Here is a 13,258-nt window from a genome sequence, read left to right on the forward strand (position 1 = left end):
CCAGCCCCGGGGGGCCGGGGCCCCGTGCCCGGGGCCCACGTTTGTGGCGGGGGGCGGCCCCCCCCGGGGGCCCGGCCCCGGGGGGGGGGGGGCCCCCCCCCCCCCACGCCGGTCTCAGCTCCCGGACCGCGGCCGCACCACCACCCGCCCCGCGCGTGCCAGCTCGACGTTGAACTGGGCGCCGGACAGCAGCGACAGGTGGGAGAACCACAGCCAGATCAGAAACACCACCGGCCCCGCGACCGATCCGTAGAGCCGGTTGAAGGTGCCGACGTACGAGGTGTAGAGCGCGAAGCCGGCGGACGAGACCAGCCAGAGGAGCACGGCGACGACCCCGCCGGGGGCGGCTCTGCGCATGCCACGGGAACTGGGCGGTCCGGAGCGGAAGAGCACCATTGCCAGCACCGTGGCCAGGAGCAGCAGCAGCGGCCACTTCAGCAGATTCCAGGTCGCCTCGCCCGCCTCGCCGAGCCCGACGGCCCGGCCCAGCGCGGTCGCGATCGGCCCGCTCACCAGCAGCGCCACCGCACTGCTGATCAGCAGGGCCATCAGCAGCAGCGCCGTCATGAGAATCCGCGGTGCCTTGCGCCACGGCGGGCGGTCGTCCTTGGTGCGGTTCATGGCGTGCAGCGCACGGCGGAAGACCGCCAGATAGCTGCAGGACGACCACAGCGCGCTGATCAGGGCGCCGCCCAGCACCACCCAGGCGGCGGTGCGCTGATGCGCCATGCTCACCAGCGCGCGGTGGACGGTCGGGCCCGACTGGGCCGGGGCGATCGAACTGATCTGGTTGATGAGCTGCTCGGTGGCCGCCGGATCGGCGAGACCGATCAGCGACACCGTGACGATGAGCGACGGCAGCAGCGCCAGCACCGAGTAGTACGTCAGGCTCGCGGCCCAGTCCGTCACATCGTCGTGCCACACCGACAGCGGTGTATGGCGCAGTGCGGTACGGCACTGGGCCCAGGTCGGCAGCGCGGCCGGCTGCCGCGGCCCCGCCGCCCCGAGTGCACGGTCCAGCAGCGTCCGGTCCAGCCCGCGGCGCATACCACTCCCGCCCATGTCGTATCCGTCCTCTCCGTCGATCCGTCCTGCATCATCTCCCGGCACGGGGACCGCCCACGACACGGCGACCGTCCACGGACCCGCCTACTCCAGCCCGCGTGCCCGCCTGAACCGCACCAGCCCGTCCGCCAGGTCCACCACGGGATCCGGATAGTCGTACGCCGTGCGCTCCGGCCCGGTCAGCTTCCACGGCTGGTGCACCGCGGCACCGGGGAGACCCGCCAGTTCCGGCACCCAGCGCCGTACGTACTCGCCCTGCGGGTCGAACCGCTTGGCCTGCACGAGCGGATTGAGCACCCGGTTGGGGCGGGTGTCGGTGCCGGTCCCGGCCATCCACTGCCAGTTGAGCTGGTTGTTCGCCATATCGCCGTCCACCAGGAGATCCAGGAAGTGCCGTGCGCCCACCCGCCAGTCCACATACAGCGTCTTGGTCAGAAAGCTCGCCACCAGCATCCGGGCCCGGTTGTGCAGCCACCCCTCGTGCAGCAGCTGCCGCATCCCCGCATCGACCACCGGATAGCCGGTGCGGCCCGCCTTCCACGCCGTCACCTCGGCGTCGCCGTGCCGCCAGCGGTCGCCCCGGGTGCGGTAGTCGGCGTGCGCCGCTTCGGGACGGGCCGCCAGTACCTGATGGTGGAAGTCCCGCCAGGCCAGCTGCCGTACGAACGCCGCGGCGCCGGCGTCCGGCCGGCCCGCCGCCTTGTGCACCAGCTCCACCGGCGAAAGGCACCCGAAGTGCAGATACGGCGAGAGCCGCGAGGTGGCATCGCCCGGCAGATCGTCCTGCCGGTCCTGGTAGTCGGCCATGCCCGAGCGCTGCCAGGCCCCGAACCGGCGGCGCCCCGCCCGCTCGCCGCCCTCCGGCAGCGCGGGCGACGGCGTCCCGTCCGGGCACAGATCCGCCGCCGACGGTACGTCCTCGGAGCTCACCCCGGCCGGGACCCGTACGGACCGCGGGGCGGGCAGCACCGACCGCAGCCCCGCGGCCTGCCACCGACGGAGGTACGGCGTGAACACCTCGAAGTGGTCCTTTCCCGGGCCGGCGGGCAGTACCGCGCCGGGCGGCAGCGCCGTGATGACCGCGTCATGCACCACCAGCGCACGCCCCGCCGCCGCCAGTTCCGCGCCCAACCGCCGCTCCCTGCGCAGCGCATAGCAGCTCACCCCGGCCGCGAGATGCACCTCCCCGGCTCCGGTCTCCGCCGCCACCCGGCAGGTCTCGGCGACGACATCCCCCGTACGGATGACCAGCCGACCCCCGCCACCGCGCAGCCCGGCATCGAGATCGGCCAGCGCATCGGCCAGGAACGCCGCCCGATTGGGCACCATGAACCCGGCGTCAACGACCCCCGCATCGACGACGAACAGCGGTACCACCTGCGCCGCTGAGCGCAGCGCGGCATGCAGCACCGGCTGATCGTGCAGCCGAAGGTCGGAGCTGAACAGGCAAACCGCGACATCCATGCCCTACGTCTACACCGAACCCGCGCCCCGCGAGCCGCCCGCCGGGGGCGTACACGGCTCAGGCGAAGGGCAGGCCGCGCCATGGTGAGGAAGGGGCCTGGGTGAGGACACGGTGGAGGTGCACGGCCTCCGCGTACTGCGGTCCGAACCAGCCGTTGTCGAACGCCAGCATCCGGCCCAGCGCATAGCCCGCGGCGAACTCCTCCCACGAGCCGTACACCTCCCTGGCCTTCGCACCGGCCTGCGTCACTGCCTGCTCGGCCTGCTGCGGTGCGCACAGCCGGGCGCCCAGGCCCCAGCGGACGAGATTGACGGCATGCGCATGGTCCAGCGCGGCGAGGGACACGACCTGGCCGTCCGCCGGCAGCAGCCCGTCCGTGCGGAACCGCTCCTCGTACTTGGTCACGAGCTCGGGGACGGCGGGCGCGTCCGCGGCGTCCTGGGCGCCCGTGGTCTCCTGGCCCGCTGTGCTCTCGGCGGCCTCGGCGGCCTCGGCGCCGCGGGCGCCGGCCCGTGCCCGCAGTGCCGCCTCCGTCTCCGCCGGTACGAACTGCCCGCCGAGCAGCTGGTCCAGGCGCTGCTGCCAACTGGCGGGGTCGGTCACCGACCACTGCTCGCGCAGCGTCTGCGCGTCCGCGGCATGGTCGAGGAAGGCCGTACCGAGTTCGTTCCACGGCACGCTGTGGTGCACCGCGATCGGCGCACCGCACGCCAGCCCCTGGGCCACGGGGCCGTGCAGCGGACCGCCGAAGTGCGTGACGAGCAGCCCGCCGGGGCGCGGCCCGACCTGGGCGCGCCGCTGCATCCAGCCTGCGCGGTGTGCCGGGGAGGCGGGCAGATATGCGGCGCACGGCGTCCCGGGGTTGACCGCGAGCCGCCACTTGTCGTTCGGCCAGTCCTGCGCCAGCTCCTCCATCGAGACCCGGTCGAAGAACTGCTGCGGCTGCCACGGCGGCAGCATGCCGCGGGTCAGGACGGGAATGCACTTACCACCCGTCGCCGGGTCGTCGTAGACGGGCAGCGGGTCCTGGCCCTGCTGCGGTGCCGCCAGATACAGATCCTCACCGGCGATCGCCGCGATCTGACCGTCCCAGTCACCACGCGCCGTCGCTTCGCACAGCCGCCGCTCGGTATCCGTCGGCGGCATCCATCCCGGAGTAGCCACGGGCCAGACCCTACGGTTACGCCGTCCTCCGCCGGAATCCGGGGTTGCCCGAACGGCAAGGAGGATTGCACCGGTACGACCCGTAACGGAGGCTCGATGTCATGAGCAACGACGAACGGCCCGGACCCGGGCACGGCCACGGTCCCCATGACGGTGCGCACATCGACTGGGGGGTACTCGGCCCGCACCTCGAACGGGGCGCCGAGCTGCACCTGCCGCTCTACGAGCGGGCCGCGGCCTGGCTGCGTGAGCTGCTCACCGAAGACGCCGCGGCCGGCGACGAGGGGGTGTTCCGGGTGCTCGACATCGGCAGCGGACCGGGCGTCGTCAGCTGTCTGCTGGCTCGCGCCTTCCCGGCCGCCGAAGTGGTCGCGGTGGATGCGAGCGAGGCACTGCTGGAGCGGGCGCGCGACCGGGCCGGGTCCCTGGGCCTCGGCGACCGGCTCCGCACCCATCGCGCCGAACTCCCGGACGGGCTCGACGCCCTCGGTGGCGCCGACCTCATCTGGTCCGGCAAGGCGCTGCACCACGTCGGGGACCAGCGGGCCGCGGTCGCCGCCCTCGCCGGTCATCTGCGGCCCGGCGGACTGCTCGCCGTCGCCGAGGGCGGCCTCGCGCCGCGCTTCCTGCCGCGCGACATCGGCATCGGGCGCCCGGGGCTGCAGTCCCGGCTCGATGCGGCCGGCGAGGACTGGTTCACCGAGATGCGGACGGCGCTGCCCGACGCCGCCGACGAGATCGAGGACTGGCCCGCCTTCCTCGCCGACGCCGGCCTGCGCACCCCGTGCACCCGCAGCTTCCTGCTGGATCTGCCGGCCCCGCTGTCCGCCGATGCGCGCGCCTACGTCCAGGAGACCCTGGCCCACGGTCTCGACATGTACGGCGACCACCTCGACGACGGCGACCTCACCACCCTCGCCCGCCTCACCGACCCCGATGACGCGGTCGGCATCACCCGCCGTCCCGACGCCTTCCTGCTGTCCGCGCAGACGGTCCATACGGCCCGCGCCCAGTAGGGCGTGCCTTTGGATTTCGCATCATCCCGGAGCCGGACAGCGCACCCGGCCGGTGGACCTGGCCCACGGCGCGGTGGGACCGCCGCCCATGCGATGCGTCGGGCGGCGGCCTCTGTGACGCCATGTCAGATCCGGCCGGCCCGGATCAGCCCGGATCAGCCCTGGTCCATCGGCTTCGGGTTGATCACGGCGAAGGTCGCGCCCTGCGGATCGGTCACCACGGCCATCCGGCCGGCGACCATGTCGAAGGGCCGCTGAAGCGCCGCACCGCCGGCCGCGGTGATCTTGTCGACCGTGGCGTCGGTGTCCGCCACGGCGAGGTACACCAGCCAGTGCGAGGGAGTGTCGGCCGGCATCTGTTCGGACATCGGCTGCATGCCGCCCACCGGCCGGTCGTTCACCGCGAGGGCGTAGTAGTTGTCGGCGCCTTCCATGGGGGCGCTCTCGATACCGAGGGCCGCCTTGTAGAACGCGGCGGCGGCGGACGGCTCGGTGGTGTTGAGCTCGTTCCAGATCAGTGCGCCGGGCTCGTTGACGATGCCGGAGCCGGGGAAGTCGCCGGGCTGCCAGATACCGAACACCGCGCCGGTGGGGTCGGCCGCGATGCACATCCGGCCGAGCGTCATCACGTCCATGACGGGCATCAGGAGCGTGCCGCCGGCCTGGCTCACCGCTTGGGAGGTGGCGTCCGCGTCGGCGGCCGACAGATAGGTGGTCCACACGGTCGGCGGCGCGGGCTGGCCGCCCATCGGGACCGCGGCCATGATTCCGGCCACCGGCTTGCCGTTCAGCATGCAGACGGCGTAGCCCCCGTTCTCCGGGGGCCCGATCTCTCCGGTCCACCCGAAGACGTCGGAGTAGAAGTCGATGGCGGCTTGCTGGTCAGGAGCCGCGAGATCGATCCAGCAGGGCGTCCCGGACTGGTAGGGAGAGGTGACTTCAGGCATCGTGGCCTCCTCGATGGGGGCACCTCCCATGCCTGGCATGGGGGAGGAGCAGGGCGGAGCGAAGGGATAGTGGCCCCTTCGGCACACCGCCGGAGCCGCCCCACACTCACCCTCCACACTTCCTGCCGTCCGCCGGGCCCGCCACTCGGATACGCCGCGGGCGCCGCCCGGACGAGCCGGGCGGCGCCGATACGGAGCGTCGGTCAGCCCATGTCGAAGGTGGCCGGGTCCGGGCCGAGGCGGTTGCCGGTGTCCAGGCGGGCGAGGGTGGCGAGGTCCTCGTCGTCCAGCTCGAAGTCGAAGACGTCGATGTTCTCGGCGATGCGCGAGGGGGTCACGGACTTCGGGATGACGACATTGCCGAGCTGGAGGTGCCAGCGCAGCACCACCTGGGCGGGGGTCTTGCCGTGCTTGGCGGCGAGCTCGGCGATCGTCGCGTTCTCCAGGAGGCCCTTGCCCTGGCCGAGCGGCGACCAGGCCTCGGTCGCGATGTGGTGCCGGGCGTGGAAGGCGCGGGACTCGGCCTGCTGGAGCTGGGGGTGCAGCTCGATCTGGTTGACGGCCGGGACGACGGACGTCTCGCCGAGCAGCCGCTCCAGGTGCTCGGGAAGGAAGTTCGAGACGCCGATGGCCTTGGCGCGGCCCTCCGCGTAGATCTTCTCGAAGGCCTTGTACGTCTCGACGTAGCGGTCCTTCGACGGCAGCGGCCAGTGGATCAGGTAGAGATCCACGTACTCCAGGCCGAGCTTGGCGAGGGAGGTGTCGAAGGCGCGCAGTGTGGAGTCGTGGCCCTGGTCGGTATTCCAGAGCTTGGTCGTGACGAACAGCTCGTCACGGGGGATTCCGGAAGCGGCGAGCGCCTTGCCCGTGCCCTCTTCGTTGCCGTAGATCGCCGCGGTGTCGATGCTGCGGTAACCGGCATCGAGGGCATGGCCCACGGCGGCGGACGCCTGGTCGTCCTCGACCTGCCAGACGCCGAAGCCGAGCTGCGGCATCGCGACGCCGTTGTTGAGCGTGATGGAGGGAACCTTGCTCACGGGGGAATCGATCCTTACGTCGGCTTTCTCGTTCATGGGTGTCAACGATCATCCGCCGGTGCGCATTCCCGCGGAGGCCGACACGATGCGGAGAAAACGGAGCGCTGTGGTGTGCGCGCCATGGGCGGGGCCGGGCCCTCGCGCTCCGCGGCGGGTGCGGGGCGGGCCGCGGCGGTGAGTGCCGGTGCGGTGGACATCCGACCCAGGGGCGATCCCGGTCCGCCGCACGGGCGAGCGCGGGGCGCCGGCGGCGTCGGGCGGGGGCGGCCGCACCGGCGACCGCCCCGTCCGTCACGTCTGGTACAGCGCGTCCACCTCGGCCCCGTAAGCCGTCTCGATCGCCTTGCGCTTGAGCTTCAGCGACGGCGTCAGCAGTCCGTGTTCCTCGCTGAACTGGTTGGCCAGTATCCGGAACGTACGGATCGACTCGGCCTGCGAGACCAGCGTGTTGGCGGCGACCACGGCGCGCCGGATCTCGGTCTCCAGATCCGGGTCGCGCACCAGGTCGGTCGCCGGCATCTCCGGCTTCTCCCGCATGGTCAGCCAGTGCGCGACCGCCTCCGGGTCCAGGGTCACCAGCGCCGCGATGAACGGCCGGTCGTTGCCGACGACGATGCACTGGGCGACCAGTGGATGCGCCCGCACCCGCTCCTCCAGGCCCACCGGCGACACGGTCTTGCCGCCGGAGGTGACCAGGATCTCCTTCTTGCGCCCGGTGATCGTCAGATAGCCGTCCTCGTCCAGGGCGCCCAGGTCGCCGGTGGAGAACCAGCCGTCGTGCAGCACGGCATCGGTCGCCTTGGGGTCGTTGTGGTAGCCGTGGAAGATCTGCCCGCCGTACAGCCAGATCTCGCCGTCCTCCGCGATGTGCACGGTGGTGCCGGGTACGGGGGTGCCGACGGAGCCGAAGCGGGTGCGCTCGGGCGGGTTGGCGGTGGCGGCCGCGGTGCTCTCCGTCAGGCCGTAGCCCTCGAAGATCCGTACGCCGGCGCCGGCGAAGAACAGCCCGAGGCGGCGCTCCATCGCCGAGCCGCCCGACATCGCGTGCCGCACCCGGCCGCCCATCGCCGTCCTGACCTTGCTGTAGACCAGCTTGTCGAAGAGCTGGTGCTGCATCCGCAGCGAGGCGCTGGGGCCGGACCCGGTGCCGAAGGCCTTGTTCTCCTGCGCCTCGGCATAGCGGACCGCGATCTCGACGGCCTTGTCGAACGGTGCGACCTTGCCGTCCGCCTCCGCCCGCCGCCGGGCCGCGGCGAAGACCTTCTCGAAGATGTACGGCACCGCGAGGATGAAGGTCGGCTGGAGGGACTGCAGATCGGGCAGCAGGGCACGGGCCGCCAGCTCGGGCTGGTGGCCCAGCTTGACCCGGCCGCGGATCGCGGCGACCTGCACCATCCGGCCGAAGACGTGCGCCAGCGGCAGAAAGAGCAGGGTGGACGCCTCGTCGCCCGGCTTGGAGTGGAAGACCTTCTCGTAGCGGAGCACCATGTTGTCGGACTCGGCCATGAAGTTGGCGTGGGTGATCACACAGCCCTTGGGGCGTCCGGTGGTGCCGGAGGTGTAGATGATCGTCGCCGTGGCGTCCGGGGTGACGGCCATGCGGTGGCGGTGCACCACGTCGTCGTCGATATGCGCACCGGCCGCGGTGAGTTCGGCCACCGGGTCGCCGTCCAGCTGCCACAGCTTGCGCAGATGGGGCAGCCGGTCGATGACCGAGCCGATGGTCATCGCATGGTCCTCGTGCTCGACCAGACAGGCCGTGACGCCCGCGTCGTGCAGCATCCAGAAGACCTGCTCGGCCGAGGACGTCGGATACAGCGGTACGGTCTGGACGCCGATCGACCACAGCGCGAAGTCGAACAGGGTCCACTCGTAACGCGTACGGGACATGATGCCGATCCGGTCGCCGAACCGGACGCCCTGCGCGAGCAGGCCCTTGGCCAGAGCGATGACCTCGTCCCGGAATTCTCCGGCGGTGACGTTCTGCCAGTTTCCCTCGTCGTCCTTACGCGCCAGGGTGACGCGTTCGGGATCGTCTTCGGCATGTTCGTAGACGACATCCGCCAGCCCGCCGACCCGGGGCGCGGTCGCCAGTGGTGGGACGGTGAACTCGCGCAATGACCCAGCTCCTCGTGGTGTTGCTCACAAGGCCGCGACCGTACCCCAACGTGACGGCATCCGGCAGAGCCGTACCACGTCGTGAATCCGGCGGCATGGGATCTGGCCAACCGTCGAAATCGGGCTACTTCGGAGAAGCCTGGACAGGATCAAGCTAGTTCAACGCCGGACGATCACGACGCCGGGACCATATCTGCACCAAATCTCTGCACCTGGCACCGGATCAGTCGGCCGACTCGGGCGCGGAGCCCGTGACCAGGGCTTGTCCGGCGGATCGGGCCGGGCGGCCTAGGGAAGCTGCAGCCGGTCGCCGCCCGCCAGAATCGCGTCGGCCAGCGCCTCCGCCGGGCCCCGTGTCGCGCGATTGCGCTGCCCGTACAGAAGAACGAACTCCACTTCGCCGAGTTCCGGCAGCCCGGCGCGTGGCGGAATCCGGACCAGACCTGGCGGGATCATGCCCCTCGTATGTGCCATAACGCCCAGACCTGCCCGAGTTGCGGCGATCAATCCGTTCAGGCTTCCGCTGGTGCAGGCGATCCGCCATTCCCGGCCCGCGCGCTCCAGTGCCTCCAGTGCCCGGGCGCGGGTCAGCGCGGGCGGCGGGTAGACGACGAGCGGGACCGGGCGCTGCGGATCGAGGCGCAGCCGTTCGGCCCCCACCCACACCAGCCGGTCGCGCCACACCAGCCGTCCGCCGGCCTCCTCCGGCCGCCGCTTGGCGAGGACGAGGTCGAGCCGCCCGGCCGCCAGCAGCTCGTGCAGGGTCCCCGACAGCTCGACGGTCAGCTCCAGATCGACCTCGGGGTGGTCGCGCCGGAACCCTTCGAGGACCTCCGGCATCCGGGTCAGCACAAAGTCCTCCGAGGCGCCGAAGCGGAGCCTGCCGCGCAGCCGGGTCCCCGCGAAGAAGCTCGCGGCCCGCTCGTTCGCCTCCAGGATCGTGCGGGCGAAGCCGAGCATCGCCTCGCCGTCCTCGGTCAGCTCCACGGCATGGGTGTCCCGGGTGAACAGCCGGCGCCCGGCGGCCTCCTCCAGCTTCCGTACGTGCTGGCTCACGGTCGACTGCCGCAGCCCGAGCCGGTGCGCGGCCTGGGTGAAGCTCAGCGTCTGCGCCACGGCGAGAAAGGTGCGCAACTGCGCGGGTTCGAACACGGGCCCTCCGCCTCTGTCGTCCGCCTCTGCCGTCCGCCGCGGTGGCTTCTCGCGAAGGGTGCCCTCCCCGTGCGCGTGAGCCATCGCAAAGCATAATAACAGTGACCACGGTAAGAGGGTTTCCCGATCGCCGCAGGTCACGGCACCCTGGAGGGGCCGTGGCCGGACCACCGTGTCCGCGAGCCGCCGAACGACCGAAGAGAGACCATGCGCCGCCCTTTGCCGAAGCTCCCCTCCTGGCTGCCCGTGGACGGATACATCCTGGCGCTGATGGGCACGGTCGCCCTGGCCGCCCTGCTGCCCGCCAGCGGACCGGCCGCCACCGTCGCCGAGGGCACCTCCACCGGCGCCGTCACACTGCTCTTCTTCCTGTACGGCGCCCGGCTCTCCACCCGCGAGGCGATGGCCGGACTGCGCCACTGGCGGCTCCATCTCACCGTCCTGGCCGCTACCTTCGTGCTCTTCCCGGTGCTCGGACTGGCCGCGCGCGGACTGGTCCCCCACGTCCTGCCGCCCGCCCTCTACACCGGGCTGCTGTTCCTGTGCCTGGTGCCGTCGACGGTCCAGTCCTCGATCGCCTTCACCTCCCTCGCCCGCGGCAATGTCGCGGCGGCGATCTGTGCGGGGTCGTTCTCCAGCCTCGTCGGCATTGTCGTCACGCCGCTGCTGGCGGGTCTCGTCCTGCACGGGGACGCCGGGGGATTCTCGGCCGGCTCGCTACTGTCGGTCGTCTGCCGGCTGCTGCTCCCGTTCGTGGCCGGGCAGTTGCTGCGGCGGTGGATCAGCGGCTTTCTCACCCGCCACAAGAAGGTCCTCGGTTATGTGGACCGCGGCTCGATACTGCTCGTCGTCTACACCGCCTTCAGCGCCGGCATGGTCGAGGGCATCTGGCACCAGGTCTCCACCCTGCGGCTGCTCTGTCTGCTGGGCGTGGAGGCCGTGCTGCTCGCGGTGATGCTGACCGCCACCGCGTACGGCTCGAAGCGGCTCGGCTTCCCCCGCGAGGACCGGATCGCGATCACCTTTGCCGGCTCCAAGAAGAGCCTGGCGGCGGGTCTGCCGATGGCCAGCGTGCTCTTCGGCGCGCAGGCCGGGCTCGCGGTGCTGCCGCTGATGCTGTTCCACCAGATGCAGTTGATGGTGTGCGCGGTCCTGGCGAAGCGGTTCGCGGCACACGCGGCGGCGACGGACACCGCCGCGGGGAGCGTGGCCGAGACGGGGAGTGCGGCCGAGGTGGTCGTGAGCGGAGCGCGGGGCTGAGGCCTGCCCGGGGCGGTGGCGGCCGGGCAGGCCTGGGCATCGCGCCCGGTTTGCTCAGTTCCGCGCGCCTGCGCGCACCCGGTCCAGCGGCAGCCCCAGGACCAGCGGACCGTTCACCGGGGCGTTGTCACCGCGTACGCCGGACAGTTCGGCGTCGGTCAGGGCCCGCCGGTAGACGCGTACCTCGTCCAGCGCGCCGGTGAACTGGACGCGGCTGTCGGGCTTCTGGCCGAGGTGGACGCCGAAGACCGAGCCGCGGCTGACCGACCCCGGGACATCGGGGACGACGGTGGTCTCCCCGCCGTCCACGGTCAGCAGCAGCCGGCCGCCCGTGCGGCGCAGCGCCAGATGGTGCCAGCTGCCGTCGTTGTACCCGCCGTCGGTCACGGCCTGGGCGGTGGTGGGCGGGGTGGGGCCGTTGACGGCGGTGAGGCGGGCGACGATCCGGTGGTGGCCGGGGTCGCCTTCCACCGCGACCTGCGGGGCCCTGGAGCCCACTCCGCCCATCCACAGCAGCGGCTGTTCGCCGGTGGTGGCGTCATAGCGGAACCACAGGCTGCAGGTGAAGTCGTGGGTGCCCAGCGGGAGGGAGCCGCGGTAGGGGAGGCGTACCGCATCGTCCGTGCCGTCGAAGGACAGCGCCTGGCCGAAGCGGCCGCCGGTGGTCCGGGCGCCGCCCAGGACGAGGGCCGGGCGGGCGCCCGGGGCGGTGTCGCGAGTCGTGGGGTCCGGGCCCCGGCGCGGGCCGAGCCAGTCCTCGGTGAAGCGGGCGAAGCGGATCTCGTCCCGGGCGTCGACCGCGCCGCCCTCGTACATCAGGCCGGTGACGTCGGCGGAGACGGCGACCAGGTCGGAGTAGCCGGACCAGTCGGCGGTGACCCGGGCGCCCCGGTCGACACCCTCCCAGGTGCGGCCCTCGTCCCAGGAGGAGCGGATGGTCATGGTCCGGCGCCGGTCGGGGTCGGCGGGCGCCGCGAACAGGGTGCGGCTGCGGCCGGCCTGCGGGTGCGGCAGGCGCAGCGCCGAGCCCTGCACCATCGGGGCGTAGAGATCGGGGAGGGCGCGGAACGGCGCGGTGAAGGAGTTGCCGCCGTCACGGCTGACCGCCGCGGTGCGATGGCCCAGATCGGTGCCGTCCTGTTCCCGCCCGTTGACGTAGACGGAGCCGTCGGAGCGTTCCAGGAGGGTCATTTCCGAGGGCTTTTGACGGAACGTGCCGTCCTCGGCGAGGGGCCAGGTGTCCAGCGCGCCGACCTTCCAGGTGGCGCCGCCGTCGTCGCTGTGGACCAGCGCGGCGTGGTTGGCGGTGACCCGGTTGCCCGCGTAGCTCTCGGAGTTGATGCCGAACACCAGCCGTCCCGCGTGCCGTCCGCGGGTGAGCTGGATGCCGTGTACGGGCCCGGTGGCGTACCAGGAATTCCACTGCGGGGGGCGGATGCCGGCGGTCAGGTCCCGGGGCGCGGACCAGGTCGCGCCGTCGTCGTCGCTGTACTGGAGGTGCGGCGTGCGATCGCAGGGGATGTCGCAGCTGAGGCCGTCGGCGCGCCCCTTGTTGTAGGTCTCGGCCAGGACGATCCGGCCGGTGCGGCGGTCCACGATGGGCGCCGGGTTGCCGTGCGTGTCGCCGTTGCCGTGGTTGATGACCTGCAGCGGGCCCCAGGTCCGGCCGCCGTCGGTGGAACGCTTGAGGACGAGGTCGATATCGCCCGCGTCACCGCAGTCGTGCCGCCGGCCCTCGGCGAACGCGAGGAGGGTGCCGCGCACGGACTTCACGACGGCCGGTATACGGAAGCAGTAGTAGCCCTGTTCCTGGGACGCTTTGAAGAGGATCTGCTGGTCGAAGCCGCCGGCCGGGGACGGCGCAGCCGCAGCGGCACGGGTGCCGCCCGACGCTCCGTCAGGCGCGGCGTGTGCGGGGGCGGTCGGCAGCAGGGCGAGGGCTGTGGCGGTCAGCGCGGCGAGCAGGGCCGGGGCGCGGCGGCGCCGGGGTCTGCTGCGGGGGCTGGGGTGTGCGCGGAGAACTGACGTCATGGT

The 13,258-nt window shown here is 72.1% G+C and carries 10 protein-coding genes; 2 read left to right on the plus strand and 8 right to left on the minus strand.

All coding sequences use genetic code 11. From position 1 onward, the window contains the following. Positions 1 to 114: 114 nt before the first annotated feature. The 3 genes from ACGFWI_RS22375 to ACGFWI_RS22385 form a co-directional block, all read right to left on the minus strand. Complete coding sequence (locus ACGFWI_RS22375; RefSeq protein ID WP_393907742.1) at positions 115 to 1,062, minus strand: YihY/virulence factor BrkB family protein; 948 nt, start codon at positions 1,060 to 1,062, stop codon at positions 115 to 117. Between the two features lie 87 nt (positions 1,063 to 1,149). Continuing rightward, positions 1,150 to 2,529, minus strand: coding sequence for a cryptochrome/photolyase family protein (locus tag ACGFWI_RS22380; protein ID WP_393907743.1), 1,380 nt, complete (start codon positions 2,527 to 2,529; stop codon positions 1,150 to 1,152). A 58-nt stretch (positions 2,530 to 2,587) separates the two neighbouring features. Beyond that, positions 2,588 to 3,694, minus strand: a complete 1,107-nt coding sequence (locus ACGFWI_RS22385; RefSeq protein ID WP_393907744.1) for a DUF1266 domain-containing protein — start codon at positions 3,692 to 3,694, stop codon at positions 2,588 to 2,590. A gap of 101 nt (positions 3,695 to 3,795) precedes the next feature. Between ACGFWI_RS22385 and ACGFWI_RS22390 the strand changes: the two genes are divergently transcribed. Next, the gene (locus ACGFWI_RS22390) at positions 3,796 to 4,710 is read left to right on the plus strand and encodes a class I SAM-dependent methyltransferase (protein ID WP_393907745.1); all 915 of its coding nucleotides are present in this window, start codon (positions 3,796 to 3,798) and stop codon (positions 4,708 to 4,710) included. Positions 4,711 to 4,865: 155 nt separating this feature from the next. Here the strand turns inward: ACGFWI_RS22390 and ACGFWI_RS22395 are convergent, their stop codons facing one another. From ACGFWI_RS22395 to ACGFWI_RS22410, 4 genes are all read right to left on the minus strand, one after another. After that, on the minus strand, positions 4,866 to 5,657 hold the full coding sequence (locus ACGFWI_RS22395; RefSeq protein ID WP_393907746.1) for a VOC family protein: 792 nt from the start codon (positions 5,655 to 5,657) through the stop codon (positions 4,866 to 4,868). 203 nt (positions 5,658 to 5,860) lie between these two features. Beyond that, positions 5,861 to 6,694, minus strand: coding sequence for an aldo/keto reductase (locus ACGFWI_RS22400; protein WP_393907747.1), 834 nt, complete (start codon positions 6,692 to 6,694; stop codon positions 5,861 to 5,863). 291 nt (positions 6,695 to 6,985) lie between these two features. After that, positions 6,986 to 8,812 (minus strand): AMP-dependent synthetase/ligase, encoded by a 1,827-nt coding sequence (locus ACGFWI_RS22405; RefSeq protein WP_393907748.1) that lies wholly within the window; start codon positions 8,810 to 8,812, stop codon positions 6,986 to 6,988. A 288-nt stretch (positions 8,813 to 9,100) separates the two neighbouring features. Next, the gene (locus ACGFWI_RS22410) at positions 9,101 to 9,964 is read right to left on the minus strand and encodes a LysR family transcriptional regulator (protein ID WP_393907749.1); all 864 of its coding nucleotides are present in this window, start codon (positions 9,962 to 9,964) and stop codon (positions 9,101 to 9,103) included. Between the two features lie 207 nt (positions 9,965 to 10,171). Between ACGFWI_RS22410 and ACGFWI_RS22415 the strand changes: the two genes are divergently transcribed. Continuing rightward, complete coding sequence (locus ACGFWI_RS22415) at positions 10,172 to 11,224, plus strand: bile acid:sodium symporter family protein (protein ID WP_393907750.1); 1,053 nt, start codon at positions 10,172 to 10,174, stop codon at positions 11,222 to 11,224. Positions 11,225 to 11,278: 54 nt separating this feature from the next. Here the strand turns inward: ACGFWI_RS22415 and ACGFWI_RS22420 are convergent, their stop codons facing one another. Then, positions 11,279 to 13,255 (minus strand): exo-alpha-sialidase, encoded by a 1,977-nt coding sequence (locus ACGFWI_RS22420; RefSeq protein WP_393907751.1) that lies wholly within the window; start codon positions 13,253 to 13,255, stop codon positions 11,279 to 11,281. Positions 13,256 to 13,258 lie beyond the last annotated feature (3 nt).

It is taken from the genome of Streptomyces sp. NPDC048434 (assembly GCF_043200375.1).
Taxonomy (GTDB): domain Bacteria; phylum Actinomycetota; class Actinomycetes; order Streptomycetales; family Streptomycetaceae; genus Streptomyces.

What these genes read in the sequence shown, in the direction of transcription:
- ACGFWI_RS22395 (WP_393907746.1), bottom strand. Translation starts at nt 5,657, where the DNA reads ATGCCTGAAGTCACCTCTCCCTACCAGTCCGGGACGCCCTGCTGGATC.
- ACGFWI_RS22375 (WP_393907742.1), bottom strand. Translation starts at nt 1,062, where the DNA reads ATGGGCGGGAGTGGTATGCGCCGCGGGCTGGACCGGACGCTGCTGGAC.
- ACGFWI_RS22415 (WP_393907750.1), top strand. Translation starts at nt 10,172, where the DNA reads ATGCGCCGCCCTTTGCCGAAGCTCCCCTCCTGGCTGCCCGTGGACGGA.
- ACGFWI_RS22390 (WP_393907745.1), top strand. Translation starts at nt 3,796, where the DNA reads ATGAGCAACGACGAACGGCCCGGACCCGGGCACGGCCACGGTCCCCAT.
- ACGFWI_RS22420 (WP_393907751.1), bottom strand. Translation starts at nt 13,255, where the DNA reads ATGACGTCAGTTCTCCGCGCACACCCCAGCCCCCGCAGCAGACCCCGG.
- ACGFWI_RS22380 (WP_393907743.1), bottom strand. Translation starts at nt 2,529, where the DNA reads ATGGATGTCGCGGTTTGCCTGTTCAGCTCCGACCTTCGGCTGCACGAT.